The organism is Kribbella sp. NPDC026596 (genome assembly GCF_040638415.1).
GTDB lineage: Bacteria > Actinomycetota > Actinomycetes > Propionibacteriales > Kribbellaceae > Kribbella.
This window is the reverse complement of the sequence record NZ_JBEZYF010000024.1, coordinates 78,736-103,541: the sequence shown is the minus strand read 5'-3', so window position 1 is coordinate 103,541 and position 24,806 is coordinate 78,736. Positions and strand designations below refer to the sequence as shown.

Genomic DNA, 24,806 nt, shown 5'->3' with positions numbered 1-24,806 from the left:
GTGGGTTGATGGGTGCTCTAGGGCCGGTCGGTCTTCGGTTGCCGTTGCCGGTGTCGGAGCTTTGCGACGAGCGTCTGACCGCGGCGGGAGTGCGTGTCCTGCTGAAGCGTGACGACCTCATTCATCCGGAGATCCCCGGGAACAAGTGGCGCAAGCTGAAGTACAACGTGTCCGCGGCGCGCGACCTCGGGTTCGACACGCTGCTGACCTTCGGTGGTGCGTACTCCAACCACATCCGAGCGACCGCCGCGGTCGGCTACTACGGCGGCTTCAACACCATCGGCGTGATCCGCGGCGAGGAGCACCTGCCGCTGAACCCCTCGCTCGCGTACGCCGCTGCGCGCGGAATGCGGCTCACCTATCTCGACCGGACCACCTACCGCGCCAAGACTTCCGATGCGGTGATCACTGCGCTACACCGAGAGTTCGGCGACTTCTACCTACTGCCCGAGGGCGGAAGCAACCGCGAGGCCGTGCTGGGATGCGCGGAGCTGGCGGCCGAACTCACGGACCCGTACGACGTACTGTTCTGCGCAGTCGGCACCGGCGGAACCCTGGCCGGCGTCGCCGCAAGCACTCACCAGGCGGTGGTCGGCGTCCCCGTCCTGAAGGGCGGCGCATTCCTCGAGAACCAGATCGTCGATCTCCAGAGGACGACGTACGGCACTCGGGTCGGCACGTGGCACCTCGAATGCAACTACCACTTCGGCGGCTACGCGAAACGAACCCCCGAGTTGGATGCCTTCATCGAAGACTTCGAGGCGAGGCACGGCCTCCTCCTGGACTGGGTCTACGAAGCAAAAGATGATGTACGCCCTCTTCGACCAGATAACCCACGGAACCTTCCCCCAAGGCACAACCCTCATAGCCCTGATCAACGCAACCGGCTGACGGGTGTGGGGTCAGGCGGTGCGGGTTCTGAGGAACTTGCCGAAGTGGGGGACTGTGAAGGCTACGGTGCCGCGTTCGGCGGAGAAGACGAGGCCTTTTTTGATCAGGCCGTCTCGGGCGGGGGAGAGGGACTGGGGTTTGCGGTTGAGGGTGCTGGCTACTTCGGCGGTGGGGACGGAGCCGTCGTCGACGCCGATGCCCAGTTCGGCCATCGCCCGCATGTACTCGCGTTCCGCCGGAGTCGCACGTTCGTACCGGGAGCCGAAGAAGCCGACGGTGAGTTCGGCGGAGGCCTCCGGGGCCGCGACCGCGACGTCCTTGATGGTGATGGGGGATGTCGGGGCGTGGTCCCAGGTGGAGTGGGCGAACGCCTGGACGAAGTACGGGTAGCCGTCGGTCTGGGCGTGCAGCTCGTCCAGCGCCTCCTCGTCGTACTGCACGCCCTCACTCTCGGCCGGGACCATCAGCGCCCGGTCACACGCCTCCCGCGCCAGCCGGTCGACGCGGATGTAGCGGAAGAGCCGCTCGGAGTACGACTTGCTGGCGGACAGTACGGCGGGCAGATGCGGCAACCCGGCTCCCACGACAACCAGCGGAGCACTCTGCTGCGAGATCTCGTGACATGCAGCGCACAAAGCGGAGAGATCGTCCGGACTGATGTCCTGCATCTCGTCGATGAACAGCCCGACCCCAACCGACAGATCGCCGGCCAGATCCGCCGCGTCGGCGAACAGCTCGATCAGATCCATCTCCAGATCACCGGAGTCCGCGCGGCCTTTCGCCGCCGCCACGTCGACCGGCGGATGCCACCGGATCCCCTTCCGGTCGTGCGCATCGGTCCGCAATGCAAAAGCCTTGAGTACGGCGCTGAACTGGTCGACCCGCTCGTCGTCACGGTGCCGATGCCCCAGCTCCCGCATCGCGGTGTGCAGCGCCTGTGCGATCGGCAGCCGGATGCTCTGATCCGGCCGGGCCTCGATCTTCCCGGTACCCCAGGCGCGCTTGATCGCCTGGCTGCGCAAGGTGTTGAGCAGCACCGTCTTACCCACGCCACGGAGCCCACTGAGCACCAGGCTCCGCTCCGGTCGGCCTGCCGCGACCCGCTCGAGCACTACCTCGAACTGCCGCACCTCGGTGTCGCGTCCGGCCAGCTCAGGCGGCCGCTGACCGGCGCCGGGCGCATAGGGATTCCGGATCGGATCCATGCTGTCACTGTATGAGCCCGTCTAGCGTTTTCCTTAGATTTCGCTAGCGACACCGAGACCGTGTCGCGCCCCGGCCCGGGAGCCGGGGCGCGACCAGGCGTCAGCTGACCGTCACGATCCGGTACGGCGACACCGCCTGCGCGTGGTCCGCGTCACCGGCGAACAGCACCCGGTACGCGAAGCTCGCCCGCGCGGCCGGCCTGATGCCGAACGCGTACTTCCCCGAGGCGCTGAGCTTGACCGAGGCGATCGACTTCCAGGTCTTGTTCGAGTACAGCTGCAGCGACACCAGCTGACCTGCGTGGGCCGGAGCGACACCGACGAATCCCTGCGGCTTCAACTGCAACAACATGCAACCACTCTCTACAGCTTTCTAGTGAAAAAACTAGAGAGTGATAGACAGCGCGAGCGACCGGTGGCGCACTATGGTTCGGCCATGCGGGTGGAGTGGGCTGGGCAGGCGGGGGCGTTGTACGAGCGTGTGCATCAGCAGTACGTCGGAGGTGCCCGCAAGCTCGAGGCGCTGATCGACGAGCTGATCGGTGAAGAAGAGGGCATCAACTACCTGAGCGCGACCGCGCGGGCCAAGGATCCGGAGTCGTTCCTGGCGAAGGCGGCCAAACCGAACCCCGACGATCCCAGCCGACCGAAGTACGACGATCCGCTCAACCAGATCACCGACCTGGTCGCGGCCCGGGTGATCACGTTCCTGGTCGAGGCGGTGGACCGGGTGTGCGAGGTGATCGAGGCCGAGTTCGAGATCGTCGAGCACACCGACATGGGCGCGCACACCCGCGCGCAGGGTGTGTTCGGGTACGCGAGCAAGCACTATCTGGTCCGGCTGAACGCCCATCGCCGGGAGCTGCCGGAGTACGCCGTACTGAAGAACCTGACGATGGAGATCCAGGTTCGGACCGCGGTCCAGCACGCGTGGGCCGAGTTCGAGCACGACATCCGGTACAAGCTGGACATCCCGCCGGACCGCAAGCCCGAGTTCGACCGGCGGTTCCTGCTCGCGGCCGCGTTGATGGAGCTGGTGGACAACGAGTTCACCGAGATCGACCGGCTCTACCGTGAGCTCGCGGCGGCCGAGACCGACAAGGCCCCGCGTGACCTGACCACGGCGATCCTGACGACCTACCTGACCCGTCGCTACCCGGACGCGCCGCACGCCAAAACCAACCACTACGCGTGGATGCTCGGCATCCTCGACCGGCTCGGCGTCACCTCCGAGGAGCAGCTCACCGAGCTTCTCACCGGCATCGACAGCTCCGCGGTACAGGCCGCGATGACGCATCGCTTCCCGGCCGGCACGGTACGACGCCTCGACGACGACCTCCTCGCCGCGAAGGGGACGGCGTACGTCGACCTGTTCCCCGACGAGGAGCGCCGCCAGAAGATCCTCCGCGGACGACTCAAAGCCCTCGCCCGCGCCGGCATCACCGAGCCCTGACCAGGTCCTCCGCGACCGAGGCCGCCGTCCGACGGGCCCAGGCGCTCGTGGTGATCAGTCCGAGCACGAGGACGAGTACGCCGCAGCCGGCGATGATGTACCAGCACAGCTGCGCGGCGTCGACGAACCCGGTCTCGAGCGGACCGACCAGGCGCGCTGTCAACACCGTGCCGGCGATCGCGACGCCGAGGGAGACGCCGACCTGGCGGCTGGTCGAGGCGATCGCGGCAGCGACGCCGGCCTGGGACAGCGGCATCCCGGACACCGCGGCATTCGTGATCGGCGCGTTCAGCATGCCGAAACCGAGTCCGAAGATCAGATAGCCGACGAGCAGCGCCTCGGTCGAGGTCGTCAGGCTCAACTGCGACAGCACCAGCCCCGAGGCGGCGAGCGTGCTCCCGGCAACTACCAGCGGCAGCCGCGGACCGCGATGCCCGACCAGCCACCCGGACAGCGGCGCGAACACCACCGTCATCGCCGCCATCGGCAACGTCAGCAACCCGGCCTGCAACGCCGAGAACCCACGCACCGACTGCAGATACAAGGAGTTCAGGAACAGAAAGCCGGAGAGGGCGGAGAACCCGGCGACCGCGATCAGCGTCGCTCCCGAGAACGGCGCGCTACGGAAGAACCGCGGGTCCAGCAACGGCTGGTCCCGCCGCCGCTCGTACAGCACCAGACAGACGAGCGCCGAGGCGGCCAGCACGAAACACCCGATGATCAGCGGCGATCCCCACCCGGCCGACTGACCCTCGATGATCCCGTAGATCAGGCCGCCGAGCAGCAGCACCACCAGCACCTGCCCGACCGGATCGATCCGCCGCGGCACCGCCGCGCGCGACTCGGGCACGAAGAAGGCAGTCATCGCCAGAGCCGCCAGCGCGACCGGCACGTTGATCCAGAAGATGAACCGCCAGCCCGCGCCGTCGACCAGCGCGCCACCGACCACTGGCCCGACGGCCAGGCTGAGTCCGACCACACCGCCCCAGACGCCGATCGCCTGAGCCCGCTCGCGGGGATCGGTGAACGTGTTGGTGATGATCGACATGGCGACCGGGTTGAGCATTGACCCACCGACAGCCTGCAGCATCCGGAAGACGATCAGCAGGTCCACGGTCGGCGCCAACCCGCACAGCAGCGACCCGATCCCGAACACCACCAGCCCGGCCTGGAACGTTCGCCGGCGACCGATCCGGTCTGCGGTGGACCCAGAAACCATCAGCAGGCTGGCCAGCACCAGCGTGTAGGCGTCGATGGTCCACTGCAGCTTGGCCACCGAGGCGCCCAGCTCGGAGCGGATGGCCGGCAGCGCCAGGTTCACGATCGTGGAGTCCAGCCCGACGATGAACAGGCTGGAGCAGCAGATGCCGAGGACCAGCAGCCGCCGCCTGCGCGTCAGCTCCTCCACCCGGCTCCCTCCGCTCGTCCGTTGAAGACTGTACTACCGTCGTCGGAAACGATTCCCGACGGTCCGGCGGCTGGGACGAAAAGGGTTTGACGGACTGTCGGCGGCGACGCCTAGGCTTGATCCATTCGCCTGGTCAGGTGCCCTTCTTCCATCCTTCTACGCCTCTTGCGAGACGTCATGTCCCTGCGCCTCATTCCTTTTGCCGACCCGGGTGTGCCGGACACCCGGTCCGGTCTCCGACTCATTGTCTGGCTGGAGCACCAGCAACTGCGCGGGCAAGCCCTCGCGGTGTTCTTCGGCCTGCTCTACTTCGGCGGTATCGCCGCCGCTCCGGTCGCCGTCGGTCTCGCCGTCCAGGCGGTGATCGACCGTTCCTGGCCCAAGCTGATCCTGGCTGGGGCCTTGCTGCTCGCGTTCGGTGCGGCCAAGTCGGCGGCCGACTCGTTCTTCCACCGCGCCGTGGTGACCAACTGGATCAGTACGGCGTCGCGCCTGCAGCAACTGCTGTTCCGCAAGGCCGCGGAGCTGGGCTCACTGCTCACCCGCCGGATCGCCGCCGGCGAGGTGGTCGCCGTGAGCAGCGGCGACGTGGAGAAGATCGGCTGGTTCGTCGAGGTGCTCGGCCGGTTCGCCGCCGCACTGCTGACCTGTTTCGCCGTCGTCATCGGGTTGCTGTTCTACGAGCCGCAGCTCGGTCTGGTGGTCGCCATCGCCGTTCCGGTGCTGGCGTTCTCGATCGTGCCGCTGATGGGTCCGGCCGAGCGTCGCGCCGACGCTCAGCGGGCCAAGGGCGGGCGGGCCACCGAGCTGGCCGCCGACACCGTCGCCGGTCTGCGCGTGCTGCGGGGCATCGGTGGTGAGCAGCTGTTCCTGGACCGCTACCGCGCCGCCTCGCAGGAGTACCGGGCCAGTGCGGTCCGCAGTGCCCGGATGTGGTCGCTGATCGCGGCTCTCCAGGTGCTGTTGTTCGGAGTGTTCCTGGTGGTGGTCGTGTGGCTGGGCGTCCGGCTGGTGATCTCCGGACAGATCTCGGTCGGCGAGCTCGTCACGACGTACGGGTTCGTCACCTTCATGCTGGTGCCGCTGCACACGTTCGAGGAGACCGCGAGCGCGTTCATCTTCTCGAAGGTGTCGGCCCGCCGGGCCGCGCGAGTGCTGTCACTGCAGCGGACCGATGAGACCAAGGGCACCGCCGAGGCCCAGCTGCCGGACGGTGACCTGCTCGACCCGATCTCGGGGCTGCACGTCCCGACCGGCAGCTTCACCGCGGTCGTCTGTGGTGACCCGGATGCGGGCGGCCGGCTGGCCGACCGGCTGGGTGGTCACAGCCCGTCGACCGAGGCCGACGAGGCCTCGGTGCTGCTCGACGGCGTCGCGTTGGACGACATCCCTCTGGACTCGGCGCGGACCGTCGTACTGGTGCAGGACAAGGACCCGGTGCTGTTGTCGGGGACGGTGCGCGACCTGTTCGACGTGCCGGCCAGTGGAGCGGTCTCTCCGGAGACTGCGCTCGACGCAGCGCAGTGCGCGGACATTCTCGACGTACTGCGGCAGACGCTGCCGGCCGGTGAGACCGACGCGATGAAAGCCGTGCTGACCGAGCGCGGACGGTCCCTGTCCGGTGGTCAGCGGCAGCGAGTGGCCTTGGCCCGTTCGCTGTACGTCGACCCGCCGGTGCTGGTGCTGGACGAGCCGACCAGTGCGGTGGACGCGCACACCGAGGCCCGGATCGCCGACGGCCTGCGGCTGCTGCGGGCCGGCAGGACCACTGTGGTGTTCACCTCCAGCCCGCTGATGCTGGACCGCGCGGAGCGGGTGGTGTTCGTGCCGGACGGCCGCGTCGATGCCGTCGGCACCCACCACGACCTGGTGCACACCAACGCGCGCTACCGCGCGGTCGTGACCCGTGAAGACGAACCAACGCTAGAGGAGTCGCTGTGAAGCGCCCCGAGTACGACCCGGCAGCCCCGCAGGAAGTGGCTCGGCTACCGGTGGCGGGCAGCACGACCGTGCGCGCCTACCTGAAGACACTGTTCCGCCGGCACCGCCGCGCGTTCGGCTGGCTGACGCTGGTGAACGCGGTGGCGGCGCTGAGCGGCATGGTCGGGCCCTGGCTGCTCGGCAACGTGGTGGAGAAGTTGTCGCAGGGCAACACCGATGTGAAGCTGCCGTATGTCGTGACCGGGTTCGTCATCGCCCTGCTGGTGCAGACGGTCTTCATCCGGCTCACCCGGCTGCGCGGTGCGGTGCTCGGCGAGGAGATGCTCGCCGACCTGCGCGAGGACTTCCTGGTCCGCGCGGTCGGACTGCCGCCGGGTGTGCTGGAGCGGGCCGGGACCGGTGACCTGCTGTCTCGGATCACCACCGACATCGACCGGCTCTCGCACGCGATGCGGGACGCCGTGCCGCAGTTGACCATCGCGGTGATCTGGGCCGGGCTGCTGATCGGCGCGCTGGTCGTGACCGCACCCGAGCTCGCGGTGGCCGTGGTGATCGCGACGCCGATCCTGATCATCGGCGGCCGGTGGTACTTCCGCCGCGCGCCCTCGGCGTACCGGTCCGAAGCCGCCGGGTACGCCGCGGTGGCTTCGGGGCTGGCCGAGACCGTGGACGCCGGCCGGACCGTCGAGTCGCACCGGCTCGGCGACCGCCGGATCAAGCTGGGCGACACCCGGATCGGGCAATGGGTCGCCTGGGAGCGGTACACGCTGTACCTGCGGATGATCCTGTTCCCGGTGATCAACATGACCCACACGGTCGCGCTGGCCGCCGTGCTGGTCTTCGGTGGCGGTCTCGCCATCCAGGGCTGGCTCACTGTCGGCGCGCTCACCACTGGCGCGCTGTACATCCAGATGCTCGTCGAGCCGGTCAACATGATGATCCGCTGGTACGACGAGCTCCAGGTGGCGCAGGTGTCACTGGCGCGGCTGGTCGGGGTCCGTGAGGTCGAGGCAGCCGCCACCGACGGAGACGCCGAGCCGGAGGGCCGGACTGTGCTGGCCGACGACGTTCGGTTCGGCTATCTGGAAGGCAGGGACGTGCTGCACGGTGTCACGCTGACTGTGCAGCCGGGTGCCCGCGTGGCGCTCGTAGGCCCTTCTGGAGCAGGGAAATCGACGCTGGGCCGATTGCTGGCGGGCATCTACTCGCCTCGGGTCGGTGACATCACCTTGGGTGGTGCCGCCCTCGACCAGATGTCGGCAGAGCAGGTCCGCAGTCACGTGGCTCTGGTGAACCAGGAGCACCACGTGTTCGTCGGCAGTGTCCGGGACAACCTGCGGCTGGCCCGGTCGGAAGCCACCGACGCCGACCTGTGGGCAGCACTGCGCTCGGTCGACGCGGACGGCTGGGTCGCCGGGTTCGACAACGGGCTGGACACCGAGGTGGGATCCGGTGGGATCTCACTGACGCCGGCCCAGGCACAGCAGGTCGCCCTGGCCCGGCTGGTGCTGGCCGACCCGCACACGCTGGTTCTGGACGAGGCGACCTCGTTGATGGACCCGCGGGCGGCCCGGCACCTGGAGCGGTCGCTGGCCGGCGTGCTGGAAGGCCGGACCGTGGTGGCGATCGCACACCGGTTGCACACCGCCCACGACGCGGACGTGATCGCGGTCGTGGAGGACGGCCGGATCGTCGAGCTGGGCGGGCACGACGAACTGGTCGATGCCCAGGGCCCGTATGCGGCGCTCTGGCACTCCTGGCACGGCGAGCGCTGACAGGTCATCCGGGGGCAGGCCGCGTGCCTGCCCCCGGTGACCTCAGCCGTGTGAGGATAGGGCAGTGCTGACAACGCTGTTCTCGCTGACGTCCACCCTGGCACTCGACGTGAACGACGAGGGTCGCCTGCTCGTCCTCTACGACGGCACCGGCGTCCGCCAGGTCAACGAGATCGCTCCCGACGGGACCTGGCGAGCACTCACCGAGCTGGACGACACCTGTCGCGGTGCACGGTTCATCCCCGGCACCCGGCACGTCGTCGTCGAGCACGACAGCGGCGGCAACGAACGCGGCCAGCTGTCGGTGCTAGACCTCGACGAGCCCGGCGTACCCGTGCTCACTCCGCTCGTCCACGACCTCGAGTACAACCACCACCTGGTCGACGCCAAGGCGACCCGGATCCTCTTCACCACGAACCGGCGCAACGGCGTCGACTTCGAGCTGGTCACCCGCGACCTGTCGACCGGCACCGAGACCGCCATGTACGACGGCGGCGGCTGGGTGATGCAAGTCGACCCGTCGCCGGACGACCGGTGGGTCGTGCTGTCCCTGGCCAGCGCGCCGGCGAACTCAGTCCAGCTGCTCCTGGTCGACACCACCACACAGGCCGTCACGGAACTGACCGCGGCCGACGCCCACAACGACCAGCAGGCGGTGTCCTGGCTGCCGGACTCCACCGCGTTCCTGGTGTCGAGCAACGCCGACCGTGACCGGATGGCGCTGCGCCGGTACGACATCGCCGACGCGGCGTGGAGCGACGTACTGGTAGACGACGCCCGTGACCTTGCCGGTTGGGTCTCGCCCGGCGGCGAGCAACTGCTCGTCGGTGCGGTGCAGGACGGCGAGGTGTCACTGGCGCTGCACCGGCTGAAGGACGGCGCGGCGATCACACCGCTGAACCTGCCCGCGGGCGGCTGTGCCGCGTTGACGATGATGACGCCGGACCCGCTCTGGTCCAGCGACGGCTCGTTCGCGGCGATCACCTACAACTCGCCGGTCACGCCGCCGACGGTGTACCGGTACGTCCCGTCGACCGGCGAGATCGTGGAGTTGCGGTCGCCGGGGAAGGCGGAGCCGCCGGCACAGCTCACGCATCCGGAGAGCCTGCTCGTGCCGTCGTTCGATGGTGAGCAGGTGCCGGTGTTCGTGTTCCGGCCGACCGGTCCGGACCTGGGTTCCACCGTGGTCCACGTGCACGGCGGTCCGGAAGGCGCGGCCATGCGCATCTGGAACCCGATGGTCGCGTCACTCGCCGCCGATGGCCACACCGTCGTCGTACCGAACGTCCGCGGCTCGGCGGGGTACGGCAAGCGCTGGTACTCACTCGACGACCGGGAGCTGCGGCTCGACTCGGTCAAGGACCTGGCCGCGATCCATGCCTGGCTGCCGTCCATCGGTGCTGACCCGGAGCACGCCGCGTTGTGGGGTGGTTCGTACGGCGGCTACATGGTGCTGGCCGGGGTCGCGTTCCAGCCGGAGCTATGGGCGGCCGGTGTGGACATCGTGGGGATCGCTTCGCTGGTCACGTTCCTGGAGAACACCTCGGACTACCGCAGGGCGATGCGGGAGCGTGAGTACGGCTATCTGGCGACCGACCGGGAGTTCCTGGCGTCCGCGAGCCCGCTCAGCCGGGTCGACGACATCCGAGCACCCCTGTTCGTCATCCACGGCGCCAACGACCCACGGGTGCCGCTGTCAGAGGCCGAGCAGGTCACCGACGCCCTGACCAAACGCAACGTGCCATGCGAGCTCCTGGTCTACCCGGACGAAGGCCACGGACTGGCCAAACTGAAGAACCGCCTGGACGCCTACCCCCAGGCCCTCACGTTCCTGCGGGAACACCTCGCCACAGCGGAGTAAGAGTCCCCGCGGTCGCGTCGAGCCGTACCGGCAGTCCCAACGGCACGGCGAGGTTCAAGGCCTCATGCCCGACCGCGGCACCCGCCACGACCGGTACGCCGAGAGGCTCGAGCCGCTCGTGGACCACATCGTCGATCAGCTCGTCCGACCCGCTGAAGTCCCCGACCACGACACCGGTGACCTCGTCGAACCACCCGGACCGCAGCAACTGCGTGAGCATTCGGTCCACCCGGTACCCGTCCTCGTTGACGTCCTCCAGTACGACGACTCCGGCCGGCTGCGCGTAGGTCGGCGTGCCGAGGCTCGTCGCCAGCAGTGCGAGGTTCCCGCCCAGCAGGCGTCCTTCGGCCACACCACCGAACACCTCGCGACCGCCATTGGGTGCGAGCAGTTCGGTGATGCTCTCCGGCTCGAACAACAGCGTGCGGAGGCGATCCCGTCCGACGACGACATCCAGCTGCTCGACTGCGGCGGCCATCGGTCCGTGGATGGTGACCAGCCCCCGTGCATTCAGCGGCTCGTGCAGTGCGGTGATGTCGCTGAAGCCGATGAACCACTTCGGCACCGCGACCAGCTCGTCGAAGTCGACGTACTCGAGCATCCGCTGGACGCCGTACCCACCTCGGGCACAGAACACCGCGGCGAAGCTCGAGTCGAGCCATGCCGTCCGCAGATCCTCGGCGCGGGCCTTGTCGTCGGCGGCCAGGTAGGTCAGCCGCTCATGACCGGCCAGCACGGACGGCATGACCTCGACCTCGAGCCCCCACGCCTTCAGGTGTTCCAAGCCGATCGCCAGCCGCTCGGCATCCACCTGTCCCGACGGCGCCACCACGGCGACCCGATCTCCACTTCGCAGCCGCAGCGGCACCACCAGGTCAGTCACGCCGCAGACGCTACCAATCGACCTTGATGGTGGTGCTCTTGGAGACTCCGTTGACGGTGACGCCGAGCTGAGCGGTGCCGGGACGCAGTGCGGTGATCTGGCCGGTGGACGGGTCGTACGACGCGACCGCCCAGAACGGCGCGGTCCGGGCCGGGCCGATGTGGAGTTGCTGCGAGCCCCACCAGTCCGACGAGACCGGGAACGCCACCGGCACCCGGCGGCTGTCCTGGACGACGGTGGCTGCCGCCGTAGCGGTCTCGCCGCGCTGCAGCGATGCCGGTGCGGTGAGCTCGAGCGAGTCCACGTGCGGACGCAGCTCGACCTGGAACCAGGACCGCTCAGGCGCGGACCACTTTCGCTCGCCGGCCGGAGCCGCCGATGCCTTGGGGTCGATCCCGACCAGCGCCCAGCCGGTGAAGCCACCGGCATCCGGCGCCGCGGCCGGGCTCTTGCCCGAGTTGCCGGTCAGCGGCAGCAGCACGCCGTCGGTCCGCGTCGCCGCGAACGTCCCGGCGTGCGCCGCCATGTACGCCGCACCCTTCCCGGTCGAGGCCCGGAAGTCCGCCAGCCACTGCACGATCATCGCGGCTTCCTTGCGGTCACCAAGCTGCGAGTTCTGGGTCGGTGACGGGTCGTCGATCGGGTGGTGCGCCATCACCACGACGTTCCGGATCGCCTTGTTCTGCGCCGCGTCGTCGAGCTGCGCGCGCAGGTCGAGGATCTGGTCGAACCCACCGGCCCGCAGCGATCCGAGCGACGAGTCGCGCAGGATGAACCGCGTGCCCTTGTGGTCGAACGTGCTGGTCGGCGAGCCGAACACCTTGCTCCACTCGGACAGATCCCCCGGTCCGTAGCTCTCGTGGTTGCCCGGCACATAGTGCACCGGCACCTTGCCCGCGACCTCCTCGTCGATGATCTGCTTGGCCAGCGCGATGTCCGGCCCGAACGCGCGGTCGACGAAGTCGCCGTTGATCACCAGGAAGTCCGGGTTCTGCGCGAGCGCCTCGCGGATCGTCCGCCGGGCCTGCTTGACGTAGTCCGAGTTCGGGTCGTCGGAGGTGAACTGCGCGTCCGACATGACCGCGAACCGCCAGCGGCCACCGCCGGTCACCGTCCCGTCGGTCACCACCATCGGGTCGATCACCTTCGCCGGCGGCGCCACCGTCACCGGCGGAGCGCTGCGCACGGTCAGGTCGTCGACGATGATCCGGCCGGAGTACTGCCGGGTCGGAACGGTCTCCACCACGTAGATCCGCCAGAACCGCAGCGGCATCGTCAGGCCGGGCGGGATGTCCGCCTCGACGTACTTCCACCCGGTCCAGTCCACCGATGCGGCCAGGTTCAGGGTCTGCGCCGTACCGCCGGCCGCGTCGTACGCGTTCGCCCGCAGCCACGCGCCCTTACCATCGCCGTACACCCACGCGCCGAGCTTCTGCGGCTGGCCGGGCAATGTCTGCTGCGGAGTCTGGGACAGGTACGCCGCTCGCGTCGCCGTACTGCTCGTGAGCGAGTAGTCGAGCGCGATCGCCTGACCGCCGTCATGCCCTTCGGCCGCCGACCGCGACGCCGTCGCCGCTCCGACCGGTACGGCGTTCGCCGCCCACTTGGTCACGTCGTCGAGCTCGTCGACGACCGTGCTGGCCAACCCGGCGGTGACACTGAGCTGAGTGCTCAAGGAACCGACCTTGGCGGTGATCACTGTCGAGACCGCCTGGTCACTCAGCACTTTCACCTGGAATCCATTGCCCTTAGCAACCACACTCACGACCGCCGGGTCGTAGTCCAGCGTGACGTCGCGGGGCTCGATCCAGGTGGAGAAGCCGTCGGCGTCGTACCCGTCGACCTCGAAGAAGCCCTTGGCCGTTGCGTCCGGCAACGACACCTGCCGGGTCGACGGTGCCAGGCGGGTCGGCGTACCGAGGACTGTCATCGGGAACCTTCCGTTCGCCGTACCGCGGGCCGCCGTGATCACCGCGTCGCCGGCCTTCCGACCGGTCACCACACCCTGCTGGTCGACGCGGACATTGCTTCCGCCGAACCAGGACGGCGTACCCGTCGCCGGAGCGTAGGTCTCGTCATGACCGGTGGCCGTGAGGACGCGGCTGAGACCGGTGAGGACACGGGAGCTGCGGGAGATGTCGGTGTCCGGCTCCTCGGCCGCGGTGCCCAGCGCCTCGACGCGGAAGCCCCTGAGCTTGCCGGAGCCCTTGACCGGCAGCAGTCCGAGGCCGTTCGGTATCAGGCGCTCGCCGCCGTCGGACGGATCGTTCACCACCGACGGCGCCGCCTTGCCTGGTGTGCGGGCCAGCATCGTCGATGACCCGCCGCCGTCCAGGTTGAGCGCGTCGTCGGCCCCGAGGCCGATCATCAGCTGGCCCATCTCCTTCAGCGACAGGCCGCGGGAGCCGGTCGCCCGGCCGTCGACCGTGAGCAGGATCATCCGGCTGCCGTCGGCGTCGAACCCGACCGCGGTCCGCGGCGCGAGGTCGGCGTCCGGCACGTCGTCGGGAACCTTGCCGTCCTTCGCGAGCTGGTAGTTGCCGCTGATGCCGACCGCGATGTCCGCCGCGTCGGGCCGCAGGCCGTACTGCACGTCGACCTTGTCGCCGACCTCGAAAGCGATGAGCGCGTTGGCGCCGGCCTCACGGCCGATCAGCGCCTGCTCGTTCGCGGCCAGCGGCGTGGTGGCCGGAGTGGCGGCCGACGAGACGACCACACCGTCGCGAAGGATCACCTCGCGAACGGTCGGCAGGCCGTCGACGGTCCTGGTCCGGGCCGCGTCGCCCCACTCCGGGGTGTAGAGGCCGATCCCGCCGGAGTTGACGGCCGGCGAGTTCAGGTTGGTCAGCTCGAGCTTGGTCGCGTCGTCGTCGGTCGCCGTACCTTGCAGGAAGAGCTGGGCGATCGACCCGAGGCCGTCCTTGCCGATCACCGCGGTGTCGTTGTGGCCGGCTGCCGGGGCGTTGATCAGCCGGCCGGACCGCTCGACCCCGACGCCGAGCGGCGCAGTGGTGTCGTTGATGTCGAAGAAGTCGCCGTTGACCCCGGCGATCGCGCCTTTCCGCGCCAACTGCCGGCTGAGCGGCGTACCGCCGGAGACCTTGCCGGTGTTGACGTAGTCGACGGTCACGCCGTGCTTGTCCAGGTCGGTGGCGAGGATGTCGCCGCGCAACCAGCCGCGGGCGTCGAGCCGCTCGAAGGCGGTGTAGTTGACGCCGGGCGCGACCGGGCTGTCCTGCCGGCTCGTCACCAGCCCTTCGCCGGCCGGAGCGATCGCGACGTCGGCGATGTCCGCGCTCGACGACGAGGCCCGCTGCGCCTCGACCGGCTGCGGAGCGGGGATCGGCTGCGCGAAGGCCGGAGTCAGCGCGGCACCGGCGAGCAGGCCGCCCACCCCGAGCGCGGTACTGAGAGATCGGTAGAGCGACACAACAGCCTCCCCAGCGTGGACGGACGCGGCCATCCGACGCCGTGCGCCCTACCGCCGTGTGAGGCACAGGTGTACGCCGGTCAACCGACCGGTGACAAAGTAACGTCTCCAGAGCCCGACCGGAAGGTTTTCTTCTCAGTTCCCGGGATTGCGCGTGACGAACCCGCTCTCGTAGGCGACTACCACCGCCTGGACCCGGTCACGGACGCCGAGCTTGGTCAGGACCCGGGCGACGTGGGTCTTCACCGTCGTCTCGGCCACCACCAGCTCCGCGTGCAGGAGCTGGGTGGTCAGCTGGCCGCCGGACCGATCGCCGGCGGCGGGTGGCGGGTGGAGGCGAGCCTGCCGGGCGGTGGCCGGGCTCTGGATCGCCGAAGCTGACCCGGCTCACCATGCTCGTGGTCAGTTGGTGCTTACGGGACGCCCGGAGGTCTGCCAGGCGTGCATGCCGCCGTCGAGGTTGATCGCCTCCCGGCCGAGCTGGTTCAGGTACTGGGTCGCCATCCCGGAGCGTCCGCCGACGGCGCAGACGCAGAGCACCTTCTGGTCCAGCGGCACCTCGCCGACCCGCTCCTGCAGCTCGCCGAGCGGGATGTGCTTGGCACCTTCGATATGTCCGCGGTCCCACTCGTCCGGCTCACGGACGTCGAGCACGAACGCCTCGGTCAGCAACGCGTCGTCGAGATCGGCCACGACGACCGAGGGAATCTGCTGGTTCTGGAACATGCCGCCAAGCATGGCAGACCGGCCCACACACCGTCGCCCTCGGCAGTCGCGTGGGAGGCTGGGAATGCGATTGCCCGAGGTGTGGGATAACGGATTGACAACGCTCCCCGGATTGCGGACCGTGGCTCGAAGGAGGCTGCGGTGGCACTGATTCAGGGGATCCCGGGGGAGTTCGAGCCGCAACCCTGGGGTGAGGCGATCCTGCGAAGCCGTGAGCTCCTCCTGCTCCGGATCGCCCGCCGGCCACCCGACCACGAGGTCCGGCTGCCAGGCCTGGCCACCACCCCACTGCACGTCGTCGAGGACCGGACCGGCAAGGCCCTGACCTGGCGGCAGGACGGCGACGACCTGGTGGTCCGCCTGCCCGAGTCGGCCGAGCCACCTCTCGTCCGCGTCGCACTGCAGGGCAAACTCCGGATCGTCCCGCCGGACACCGTCACCGCCAACGCCGACGGCGTCTGGGACCTCACCCCGGCCGGTCCGACGGCGCACCTGGTCGCACGTCGTTCCGCGGAAGTCGCCGTACGGTTCCTCGGGCCGATCGATCCGGACAGTCAGCACCACATCCGGCTGGCAGGCCGGACGTACGCCGTCTCCGGCTGCCAACTGCAGCGGGCGACGATCGGCCCGTTCGCGCTGCCGGACAGTCGAGTGCTGCGGCTGCTCGTCCCCACCGGCGTACGGCGGATGCTCGTCGCGCCGGTCGGCACCGTGCTGGCCTCCATCCACCCGAGCGCACCCGGCGAACTCACGATCCTGGTCACCAACTTCGGCCGGACGCGGGCCCGTGGTGAGGTCGTGCTGCCACTGCCGCCGGGCTGGTCGGCCAGCGATCACCGTTGGACGTTCGACCGACTCGCGCCGGGCCGATCGATCGGCTGGGTGACACGGCTGACCGGGCCGCCGGGAGCGGAGGAGGTCCAGGCCCGACTCGACGCGGGCCGCCGGTCGGCATCATCGCCGTACGTCATTCACCTCTGACCGGTGACTACTTGAGGAGCTTGGACAAGCGGCGGTCGGCGAGGGGTTTGCCGCCGGTCTGGCAGGTGGCGCAGTACTGCAGTGAGGAGTCGTGGAAGCTGACCTCGCGGACGATGTCACCGCAGACCGGGCATTTCTCGCCCTTGCGTCCGTGCACCCGCAGGCCGGACTTCTTCTCCGACTTCAGGTCCTGGACGGCGAGGCCGGCCGAGCGGTCGACCGCGTCCTGGAGGGTTTCGCGCATCGCGTCGTACAGGATCTTGAGCTCGTCGTCGGTGAGGTTCGAAGCCGGTTTGAACGGGCTCATCTTCGCGACGTGCAGGATCTCGTCGGAGTAGGCGTTGCCGATGCCCGCGATGACGGACTGGTTCCGCAGGACGCCCTTGAGCTGCACGCGGCCTTCGCGCTTGAGGATGGCGGCGAAGTCGTCGAGTGAGAGCGTGAACGGATCCGGCCCCAGCCGCGCGATCCCCGGCACCTCGGCCGGATCGCGGACCACGTACACCGCGAGCTTCTTCTGCGTGCCCGCCTCGGTCAGGTCGAACCCGGAGCCGTCGTCCAGCACGGTTCGCAACGCGATCGGGCCCTTCCCGGGCCGGACCAGCGTCGTCGACTGCTCCTCTTTCCACCGCAGCCAGCCGGCGCGGGCCAGGTGGATCACCAGGTGCACGCCCTGCGCTTCGATGTCCAGGAACTTCCCGTGCCGCTGCACATCGTCGATCAGCAACCCGACCAACGCGGAGATCGGCGGATCGTAAGTCTTCAACGCACTGATGGCCGTGATGTCCGCACGCACGAACGCCCGCCCGACGGCTCGCTCCCGCAGGAACCCCGCCAGCGACTCCACCTCCGGCAACTCAGGCACCACCCCAGTGTGCCCGAACCCAGGGACACTTTCTCGCTTCCTTGCCAAATCGGCCCGCATGCCGCAGGGTCACGCCGTGACCGACCTACCTCACTTCCGTTACCACCCGAACCCGCTCGCGACCGGCGAGATCGAGCCGGGCGACGGCGCCTGCTTGAGCTGTGGGCTCCAGCGCGGCTACGTCTACGTCGGCCCGACCTTCGCCGAGGACGAAATCGAAGAGGAGCTCTGTCCGTGGTGCGTCGCGGACGGCTCGGCGGCTGCTCGGTTCGACGCGCAGTTCACCGACACCATCAACGTGCCGGACGACGTCCCGCAGTCGGTCATCGACGAAGTGACCACCCGGACTCCGGGCTTCAAGGGCTGGCAGCAGGAGCACTGGCTCTTCCATTGCGGTGATGCAGCGGCCTTCCTGGGGAGAGCTGGGTACGACGGTTTGAGGGGGCATCCGGAGGCGGTCGAGATGCTGGTACAGGAGAACGCGCCTTTCGGCTGGTCGCAGGAGCAGCGAGAGAACTATGTCCGGCACCTGGATGCAAACGGGGACGCGACCGGCTATCTCTTCCGGTGCCTGCAGTGTGGAACGCACCTGGCGTACTCGGATATGGCGTGACCCCAGGGACACTTTCCCGGGTTTCTCCGGCGGATCACCTATGGAGGGTGGTTGCGCGGCCCGATACCGTCGGTGGCAACAGAGTAGGGAGGCCCTCATGGGGTTTGTGAAGACGTTGGTGAAGGGTGCCGTCGTCGCCAAGGTGGCTCAGGTCTTGCAGCGCGAGCTGAGCAAGCCGGAGAACCAGCAGAAGCTCAAGGAAGCGTTCCAGAAGGTCCAGCAGCGCCGGGCGCACTGAGCGTCACTGGCGCACTGAGCTACTGAGCGCGGTGGGCCTGGAGGGTGTAGGTGGCGGGGAGCCGGTTCGGGTTCTCCGTCAGCCGCCACTCGCCCGCGGCGTCCTCGGTCATCAGGCCGGGCATGGCGTTCCACGGCGCGCTGTCGTGTTCGGCGAGCGAGTCGAACGTCAGTCCGGCCTTCTGGACCGCGGTGATGATCTCGGCCAGGCCGTGGTTCCACTCGTGGGTCAGGTTCACGGTGAACTCGACGTCGGTCTCGACGTACGTCCCGCCCTCGTCCCACACGATCGGCTCCACGGCCTCGAAGTACGGGTGCCTCAGCACGGGCTCCTCGAGGCCCTCGCCGGCCAGCGCCCACAGCATCGGATGGCCCTCGCGGAGGAAGAGCCGCCCACCGGGCTTGAGCAGTCCGGCGACCGTGTCCGCCCAGCGCTGGATGTCGGGCAGCCAGCACAGCGCGCCGATCCCGGTGTAGACCAGGTCGTACGACGACGCGCCGAGCACCTCGACCGCGTCGTACACATCGGCCACGTGGAAGTCCGCGGTCAGCCCGAGCCGATCGGCCAGCGACTGCGCCTGCTCCACGGCCGGCGCCGAGAAGTCGAGCCCGCTCATCCGGGCCCCGAGCCGCGCGAGTGACACCGTGTCAGTGCCGATGTGGCACTGCAGGTGCACCCCGCGCAGCCCGGAGATGTCGCCCAGCCGAGGTACGTCGAAGCGGACGACCCCGCTGAGGTACGACGGATCCTGCTCGAACGACGCCACCCGGTAGTCCGGCGACGCCACATGCGCCGGAACCCGCTCGTCCCAGCTCGCCCGATTCACATCCCGGTAGTCGCTCACGGCTCGAACTCTGGCACACCGCGAGCCCGGCTCAGAACCGAATTACCGGCAGCGCCGACTTATTGGCAGCGCAGACTTATTGGCAGCGCAGATCTACTGGAAGGCCGGCGTCCAGATCCGCGCCTTGTAGAACTGCGCACCCGACCGGGTCCGGTCCGGCGACGCGGAGAAGCGGACCGTCTTGTTCGCCCAGTCCCGCGGCTGCGTCCCGTCGCCACGGATCGACACGACCTCACCGGAGGAGTGCCTCACGTGGGACTTCACCCGCGTCTCCGACGAGATCTTCCGGGTCCGGAACGTCCCGCCGTCGGTCAGCAGCTCGTACACCCCCTTCGTCGCCGTGATCAGCATCTTCTGGTGGTTGGTGTAGTCGGGCTGCAGGTCGTGCCCGAGGTTCCCACTCCCCAAGCTGAAGTGGGCGGCGTACTTGAGCCGCGTGTTCCGCTTGCTGCCCATCACCGCGTAGTGGCTGAACCGGTTCTTCCCCACCACCCAGAGCAACTCGTACGTCGGGTCCCACAGCACCCCGTGCGCACCCGCGTAGTCCACGGTCTGCACCTTGGCCAGGCTGCCGAGGTTGCCGACGCTGCTCGGTGCGTACAGCGTGAGCTTGCCGTCGGAGCTCGCCACGATCACGGACCCGTTCCCCGGCACCCGCTCGATCGCGTGCGGATTCCCGCCCGGCGTCGCGCTCCAGGCCAGGTCGTTCAGCTCGGTGTTCTTCTCGCTGCCGATGTTCACGATCCCGGCCTTGCCGCCGGACGCGGCCATCAGCGCGATCCAGCCCTGCGCCGCGGTCTCGCGGATCTTCACGTCGGACAGGTTCGACCAGGCTCCGCCGCCGGGGCTGAAGCTCCAGTGCACGTTGGCGTCCGAGAACGCCTTGTTCTTGGGGAAGACGAGGACCTTGTTCTTGGTCTGTTCAGTGGTCGCCACGTAGTAGTTCGCAGCCACCACCGCCGCCTGTGCGTCCTGCTGCCCCAGTAGCGTGACTGCCGGCGCGCCAACGGCCGCCGCGGCCAGCCCTTGCAGGAACGTCCTTCGGTGCATGCACCCTCCTCAGATCGGAAAACCCTTTCAGTCGCTACAGACAGCGCCCGCGGCCGTCGGGTTCCCCTCGGAGGTAGAGCAAAGTCCACCCCTAGGGGGAGAGTCAGGGATACTGTGCTCGCCGCCGTGCATTGGTGTGCTGGACCACATGAGCCAGGTACGCAATCGGCCGCGGATCCAGGACATCGACGCGCTGCGTGGTTTCGCCCTGCTGGGCATCGTGATCGTGAACATCACCTTCGCCGCCTCGGGCTTCCCGATCCACGTCGCGGACGATCCGGCGTACCGGTCGTGGCTCGACGAGTCGGTGCACTGGGTGTCGGCGACGTTCGTGGACATGAAGTTCTACCTGCTGTTCTCGTTCCTCTTCGGGTACAGCTTCCAGTTGCAACTGGTGGCGGCACAGCGAGCCGGTGCAGCGTTCCGGCCGCGGATGCTGCGCCGACTGGGCGGCCTGTTCGTGATCGGCTGCCTGCACGGGGTCTTCCTGATCACCGGCGACATCCTCAGCGTCTATGCGCTGATCGGGCTGGTCCTGCTCGGCATGCGGCGTGTGAAGGACCGGACGGCCCTGACCGTCGCCGGCGCCATCTACGCCTACCTCTTCGTCACCCTGGCTGCCGCGACGATGTTCATCGACAGCTCGGCGATCATCGACCCGACTACGGCGGTCGCATCCGCGCAGGAGACCACTGCCAACCTGGCCGGCTCGTTCAGCGATGTCGTCGGCGAGCACGTCCGCGCCCTGCCGACGTACGGCCTCTCACTGCTCACTGTCCAAGGCCCGACCACCCTGGCCGCGTTCCTGATCGGCATGGTCGCCGGACGCCGCCGACTTCTCGACAACCTCAACGGCACCGAGGCAGTGCTACGACTGATCCAACTCGTTGGCTTCACCATCGGCATCACGGGCGGTGTGGCCTATGCGTCCGGCGGCAACCGCGACACCGGCTCCGTACTGGCCAGCGTGCTGACCGCGCCCTTCCTGACTGCCGCGTACGTCGCAACGCTGCTGCGGATCATGCACTCCGACCGTGGACAGGACGTCCGCCGCCTGCTGGCTCCGGCGGGCCGGATGGCCTTGTCGAACTACCTGGGCCAGTCCGTCGCGACCCTGGTGATCTTCACCGGCGTCGGCCTCGGCTTGGTGGGTCAGCTGTCCCCATTAGGAACGATGGGCGTCGCGATCGGCATCTTCGCCGTACAGGTGCTGCTGAGCCACATCTGGCTGAGCTCCTTCAGCTACGGGCCGGTGGAAGGCGCACTGAGGGCGGTCACCAATGTGACCGCCCCCAACTGGCGCAAATCGGTTCAGGCCGCGTGACGGCCGTGGTGGGTGATGAGGCGTGCGCCGCGGATCGTGTGCACGGTCCCAGCGGTCGAAGCGGGCTTGTGGTTGAAGGGCTCGGCCGCGCCACCGAGGGCGAGCAGGTCGAGCTTGGTCCGGGCCAGGTCACGGTCGTCGGCGATCCGGGTGCCCTCCCGACCGGTGGTCAGACCGGTGGAGTGGCGCCTGTTGCTGATCTCCAGAGCCGCGATGACGGCCAGCACGAGTACTACGAAAACGATGTATCCGGTCATGGCAGTAATCATGCTACCAACTAGATCCAGCCACCATTGGCACTATTGACATACTTCCACAAATTACTGCCATACTGGCTACATGCTCCGAAAGATCGCGGTCGTCCTGATGGAGGACGTCGCCATGTTCGAGTTCGGCGTGGTGTCAGAGGTGTTCGGGATCGACCGGACCGATGACGGTGTGCCCGCGTTCGACTTCAAAGTGTGTTCAACCAAGCCCGGGCAGCCCCTGCGGAGCAGCAGTCACTCCGCGGTGATCGCGCCGTACGGGCTGGAGGAGCTCGAGGACGCCGACCTGGTCGCGCTGCCGGCGACGACCTGGCGGGAGGAGTACGACGAGCGCATCCTCGATGCACTCCGCCGGGCGGAGGCCCGTGGGGCGATCCTGCTGACGGTGTGCTCGGGCGCGTTCGTGCTCGGCAAGGCCGGCCTGCTGGACGGACGGCCGTGTACGACGCACTGGCGCTACGAGAAGCTGTTCCAGGAGCAGTACCCGCTGGCCAAGCTGGACGCGGACGTGCTGTTCGTCGACGACGGCAACATCATCACCAGCGCCGGTACGGCGGCCGGGATCGACGCCTGTCTGCACCTGGTCCGGCGCGAGCTCGGCAGCGCGGTAGCGACCCGGATCGCCCGCCGGATGGTGGTCCCGCCGCAGCGCGACGGCGGCCAGCGGCAGTACGTCGACGTCCCGGTGCCGGAGTCGTCCAGCGAGAGCCTGCAGCCGGTGCTCGACTGGATGGTCGACAACCTGACCATCGAGCACACCGTGCCCGCACTGGCCCGGCGGGCTCAGATGTCGGAGCGGACCTTCGCTCGCCGGTTCGTCGCCGAGACCGGGACGACCCCGCTGAAATGGGTCACCACGCAGCGCGTCCTGCGCGCCCGGATCCTGCTCGAGCAGACCCGGATGGGCATCGAGCAGATCGCGGCCGAGTCAGGATTCGGCACTGCGGCCCTGCTGCGGCACCACTTCCGCCGGGTGGTCGGCGTGCCGCCGCAGGACTACCGCCGTACGTTCCAGACCGCCAGCTGATTCACGGCACGTATTCGGCCGACCACAGCGTGACATCGCCCACAGGATTTGCTGTGACCCCGTGGGCTCCTAGTAGTGTCCTTCGAAGTGTCACAGGGGGGTAACGGCCGAAGAGATCGGCGAGCCGAGAGAAGTTGGAGCGACTGTGGCAACGCCGACCCCGACCGGGGCCAGTACTTCACGCCGTCTGAGCTGGGACGTCGTCCGCGTGCTCGCCGTCCTCGCAGTGATGTTCTGCCACACGACGTACCAGGGCCCGGTGCTGCATCCCGAGCTCGGCGCACCGCTGGGCAGCTATCCGTTCCAGGTCGGCGCCAGCATCCTGCTGGTGATCAGTGCGTACTTCATCTGCGTCACGATCCGGAAGGGATCGACCTCGCGGTGGCTGTGGCGCCGGATCTGCCGGGTGCTCCCGCCGTACCTGACCGCGGTGCTGTTCACCTACACGGTTCTGGTGCTGTTCGGGCCTGACAACTGGGTTCTCCCCACCCCGCACGACCTGTGGGGCAATCTCACGCTGAGCAGCTCGTTCGACCCGACCGTGCATCTAATCGACGGTTCGTACTGGACGCTGCCGCTGCAGCTGATGGCGTTCATCGCCGCGGTTCTGCTCTGGCCGCGCGGCATGGGCTCGGGTCAGCGGATCACAGTGCTGTTGTGGGTCATGACTCTGGCGCCGGTGGTGCTGCAGTGGCACGACCGGATCCTGCACAGCCCGTTCTGGGTTCAGCAGGCCTGGAACGGACTCGGACTCCACCGACTGCAACTGTTCGCCATCGGCATCGCGATCTGGCTGTGGTCGGAGCGCCGGATCGGCGTACTGCACCTCGGTTCTCTCCTCGTCGCGACCGTCTTCGCGCAACACGCGCACACCGCGGACCTGCCGTCGTCGTTGGGCATCGGAGTGCTGCTGGTCGTCGTCGCACTGGCCGCCCGAGGGCCGGACTGGACGCTGCTGGCTCCGATTCGCCGGCCGATCCAGTTCCTGGCGAAGATCTCCTTCGGCATCTACCTCCTCAACCAGGAGGTCGGCTACCTGATCGCCTACCACCTGATGGCGCTCGGCGCGGGGCGAGTTGTACAGATCGCCGGCGTCGTGGTCGGGGTGATCACGCTGGCCTGGCTGCTGACGAAGTACGTCGAACAGCCCCTCTATCGGGTCCTCACCGCCATCCAGCCGCTACGGCGGCTCGGGTTCCGCGCGGTCGCCTGGCTGACTACTTGACATCGGATACCCAGGGCCTAATACTCGATTTCGAGTATTAGAGATCGAGGAGGGTCCATGGCCAGGCGAAAGGTCGGGAATCCCCTGGCGTTCGCGGTGCTCGGGAGCCTCGCCGAGCGGCCGATGCACCCGTACGAGATCTCCACGCTGCTCCGGTCCCGCGGCAAGGACCAGAGCATCAAGCTGAACTACGGCTCGCTCTACTCCGTCGTCGCGGCGCTGGAGAAGCACGGGTTCGTCGAGGCGCTGGAGACGATCCGGGAGGGCAACCGACCGGAGCGGACGATCTACCAGCTCACCACGACCGGTCAGGAGGAGTTCTCCGACTGGCTGACCGAGCTACTCGGTACGCCGTCGCGCGACTTCCACCCGCTCGAGGCCGGCCTCGCCTACCTCCCCGCTCTGCCGCCCGATCGCGTGGTCGAGCTGCTGGAGCAGCGGCTCACGACGGTCGACGCGGAGATCGCGGAGATCACCGCAATGCACGACCAGATGGCGTCGATCGAGTTCCCCCGGATCTTCTGGGTCGAGTCGGAATTCCGGCTGGCCCTGCTCCAGGCGGAGTCGGCGTACGTCCACCATCTGGCCGAGGAGATCCGCTCCGGCACGCTCGGCGGATCCACGTTCTGGCGCCAGGCCTGGAAGGTCTTCGTCGAGGAGGGCATCACCCCGGCGGAGCAACTGAAGGACCCGGTCAAGTACTTCGGGACGGACTTCGCCTGGATGAAGGCCATCCCACCGCAATAGTCAAACGGCCCTCGACCCACGGTGCGGCAAACACCAGGGTCAAGGGCCGCGGT

22 protein-coding genes and 2 pseudogenes are annotated in these 24,806 nt (G+C 68.4%); 12 read left to right on the top strand and 12 right to left on the bottom strand.

The window, feature by feature from the left end:
* Window positions 1-8 precede the first annotated feature (8 nt).
* A pseudogene (locus AB0E63_RS21420) lies at window positions 9-524 on the top strand (1-aminocyclopropane-1-carboxylate deaminase/D-cysteine desulfhydrase); the annotation flags it as partial.
* On the opposite strand, the gene AB0E63_RS21415 reads toward AB0E63_RS21420, so the two are convergent.
* From AB0E63_RS21415 to AB0E63_RS21405, 3 genes are all read right to left on the bottom strand, one after another.
* Complete coding sequence (locus tag AB0E63_RS21415) at window positions 441-770, bottom strand: hypothetical protein (RefSeq protein ID WP_360368730.1); 330 nt, start codon at window positions 768-770, stop codon at window positions 441-443. The pseudogene AB0E63_RS21420 and the gene AB0E63_RS21415 overlap by 84 nt on opposite strands.
* Window positions 771-902: 132 nt before the next feature.
* A complete protein-coding gene (locus AB0E63_RS21410) occupies window positions 903-2,096 on the bottom strand; it encodes an ATP-binding protein (RefSeq protein ID WP_360368727.1) in 1,194 nt (397 codons plus the stop codon).
* A 100-nt stretch (window positions 2,097-2,196) separates the two neighbouring features.
* Entirely contained in the window at window positions 2,197-2,448 is a 252-nt protein-coding gene (locus AB0E63_RS21405) for a hypothetical protein (protein ID WP_360368724.1), read from the bottom strand.
* 84 nt (window positions 2,449-2,532) lie between these two features.
* On the opposite strand from AB0E63_RS21405, the gene AB0E63_RS21400 reads away from it, so the two are divergent.
* Window positions 2,533-3,549, top strand: coding sequence for a (p)ppGpp synthetase (locus AB0E63_RS21400; protein ID WP_360368721.1), 1,017 nt, complete (start codon window positions 2,533-2,535; stop codon window positions 3,547-3,549).
* On the opposite strand, the gene AB0E63_RS21395 is transcribed toward AB0E63_RS21400, so the two are convergent.
* Window positions 3,536-4,957: an MFS transporter gene (locus AB0E63_RS21395; protein WP_360368718.1), complete on the bottom strand. Its 1,422-nt coding sequence runs from the start codon at window positions 4,955-4,957 to the stop codon at window positions 3,536-3,538. The two genes, AB0E63_RS21400 and AB0E63_RS21395, sit on opposite strands and share 14 nt — an antisense overlap.
* Before the next feature lie 177 nt (window positions 4,958-5,134).
* On the opposite strand from AB0E63_RS21395, the gene AB0E63_RS21390 reads away from it, so the two are divergent.
* The 3 genes from AB0E63_RS21390 (at window position 5,135) to AB0E63_RS21380 (ending at window position 10,534) form a co-directional block, all read left to right on the top strand.
* Complete coding sequence (locus tag AB0E63_RS21390) at window positions 5,135-6,898, top strand: ABC transporter ATP-binding protein (protein ID WP_360368716.1); 1,764 nt, start codon at window positions 5,135-5,137, stop codon at window positions 6,896-6,898.
* Window positions 6,895-8,673: an ABC transporter ATP-binding protein gene (locus tag AB0E63_RS21385; protein WP_360368714.1), complete on the top strand. Its 1,779-nt coding sequence runs from the start codon at window positions 6,895-6,897 to the stop codon at window positions 8,671-8,673. The genes AB0E63_RS21390 and AB0E63_RS21385 overlap by 4 nt, the downstream gene beginning before the upstream one ends.
* Window positions 8,674-8,737: 64 nt before the next feature.
* The gene (locus tag AB0E63_RS21380) at window positions 8,738-10,534 is read left to right on the top strand and encodes a S9 family peptidase (RefSeq protein WP_360368711.1); all 1,797 of its coding nucleotides are present in this window, start codon (window positions 8,738-8,740) and stop codon (window positions 10,532-10,534) included.
* On the opposite strand, the gene AB0E63_RS21375 is transcribed toward AB0E63_RS21380, so the two are convergent.
* The 4 genes and pseudogenes from AB0E63_RS21375 to AB0E63_RS21360 all read right to left on the bottom strand — a co-directional run bounded on the left by AB0E63_RS21375 (window position 10,497) and on the right by AB0E63_RS21360 (window position 15,573).
* Window positions 10,497-11,417: an LD-carboxypeptidase gene (locus AB0E63_RS21375; RefSeq protein ID WP_360368708.1), complete on the bottom strand. Its 921-nt coding sequence runs from the start codon at window positions 11,415-11,417 to the stop codon at window positions 10,497-10,499. The genes AB0E63_RS21380 and AB0E63_RS21375 overlap by 38 nt on opposite strands.
* A gap of 10 nt (window positions 11,418-11,427) precedes the next feature.
* Window positions 11,428-14,847: a phosphodiester glycosidase family protein gene (locus AB0E63_RS21370; RefSeq protein ID WP_360368705.1), complete on the bottom strand. Its 3,420-nt coding sequence runs from the start codon at window positions 14,845-14,847 to the stop codon at window positions 11,428-11,430.
* Window positions 14,848-14,982: 135 nt separating this feature from the next.
* Window positions 14,983-15,126 (bottom strand): annotated as a pseudogene (locus AB0E63_RS21365) (LuxR C-terminal-related transcriptional regulator); the annotation flags it as partial.
* Between the two features lie 123 nt (window positions 15,127-15,249).
* On the bottom strand, window positions 15,250-15,573 hold the full coding sequence (locus tag AB0E63_RS21360) for a rhodanese-like domain-containing protein (RefSeq protein ID WP_360368702.1): 324 nt from the start codon (window positions 15,571-15,573) through the stop codon (window positions 15,250-15,252).
* Window positions 15,574-15,714: 141 nt separating this feature from the next.
* Between AB0E63_RS21360 and AB0E63_RS21355 the strand changes: the two genes are divergently transcribed.
* Window positions 15,715-16,554: a hypothetical protein gene (locus AB0E63_RS21355; RefSeq protein ID WP_360368699.1), complete on the top strand. Its 840-nt coding sequence runs from the start codon at window positions 15,715-15,717 to the stop codon at window positions 16,552-16,554.
* 7 nt (window positions 16,555-16,561) lie between these two features.
* Here the strand turns inward: AB0E63_RS21355 and AB0E63_RS21350 are convergent, their stop codons facing one another.
* The gene (locus AB0E63_RS21350; protein ID WP_360368696.1) at window positions 16,562-17,419 is read right to left on the bottom strand and encodes a DNA-formamidopyrimidine glycosylase family protein; all 858 of its coding nucleotides are present in this window, start codon (window positions 17,417-17,419) and stop codon (window positions 16,562-16,564) included.
* 76 nt (window positions 17,420-17,495) lie between these two features.
* Here AB0E63_RS21350 and AB0E63_RS21345 point away from each other — a divergent pair, with 76 nt between their 5' ends.
* Window positions 17,496-18,032, top strand: a complete 537-nt coding sequence (locus AB0E63_RS21345) for a CbrC family protein (RefSeq protein ID WP_360368693.1) — start codon at window positions 17,496-17,498, stop codon at window positions 18,030-18,032.
* Between the two features lie 97 nt (window positions 18,033-18,129).
* The gene (locus AB0E63_RS21340) at window positions 18,130-18,270 is read left to right on the top strand and encodes a hypothetical protein (protein WP_360368690.1); all 141 of its coding nucleotides are present in this window, start codon (window positions 18,130-18,132) and stop codon (window positions 18,268-18,270) included.
* 19 nt (window positions 18,271-18,289) lie between these two features.
* On the opposite strand, the gene AB0E63_RS21335 is transcribed toward AB0E63_RS21340, so the two are convergent.
* Window positions 18,290-19,114, bottom strand: coding sequence for a class I SAM-dependent methyltransferase (locus AB0E63_RS21335; protein WP_360368688.1), 825 nt, complete (start codon window positions 19,112-19,114; stop codon window positions 18,290-18,292).
* A 93-nt stretch (window positions 19,115-19,207) separates the two neighbouring features.
* A complete protein-coding gene (locus AB0E63_RS21330) occupies window positions 19,208-20,164 on the bottom strand; it encodes a DUF6528 family protein (RefSeq protein WP_360368685.1) in 957 nt (318 codons plus the stop codon).
* Window positions 20,165-20,312: 148 nt separating this feature from the next.
* Between AB0E63_RS21330 and AB0E63_RS21325 the strand changes: the two genes are divergently transcribed.
* Window positions 20,313-21,488 carry a DUF418 domain-containing protein gene (locus AB0E63_RS21325; RefSeq protein WP_360368682.1) on the top strand — a complete coding sequence of 392 codons (1,176 nt, stop codon included), beginning with the start codon at window positions 20,313-20,315 and terminating at the stop codon, window positions 21,486-21,488.
* Here AB0E63_RS21325 and AB0E63_RS21320 read toward each other — a convergent pair.
* Window positions 21,476-21,745, bottom strand: coding sequence for a hypothetical protein (locus AB0E63_RS21320; RefSeq protein ID WP_360368680.1), 270 nt, complete (start codon window positions 21,743-21,745; stop codon window positions 21,476-21,478). The two genes, AB0E63_RS21325 and AB0E63_RS21320, sit on opposite strands and share 13 nt — an antisense overlap.
* 82 nt (window positions 21,746-21,827) lie before the next feature.
* On the opposite strand from AB0E63_RS21320, the gene AB0E63_RS21315 reads away from it, so the two are divergent.
* From AB0E63_RS21315 to AB0E63_RS21305, 3 genes are all read left to right on the top strand, one after another.
* The gene (locus AB0E63_RS21315; protein WP_360368677.1) at window positions 21,828-22,781 is read left to right on the top strand and encodes a helix-turn-helix domain-containing protein; all 954 of its coding nucleotides are present in this window, start codon (window positions 21,828-21,830) and stop codon (window positions 22,779-22,781) included.
* A gap of 145 nt (window positions 22,782-22,926) precedes the next feature.
* Window positions 22,927-24,006, top strand: coding sequence for an acyltransferase (locus tag AB0E63_RS21310; RefSeq protein WP_360368674.1), 1,080 nt, complete (start codon window positions 22,927-22,929; stop codon window positions 24,004-24,006).
* Between the two features lie 57 nt (window positions 24,007-24,063).
* On the top strand, window positions 24,064-24,753 hold the full coding sequence (locus AB0E63_RS21305) for a PadR family transcriptional regulator (protein ID WP_360368671.1): 690 nt from the start codon (window positions 24,064-24,066) through the stop codon (window positions 24,751-24,753).
* Window positions 24,754-24,806 lie beyond the last annotated feature (53 nt).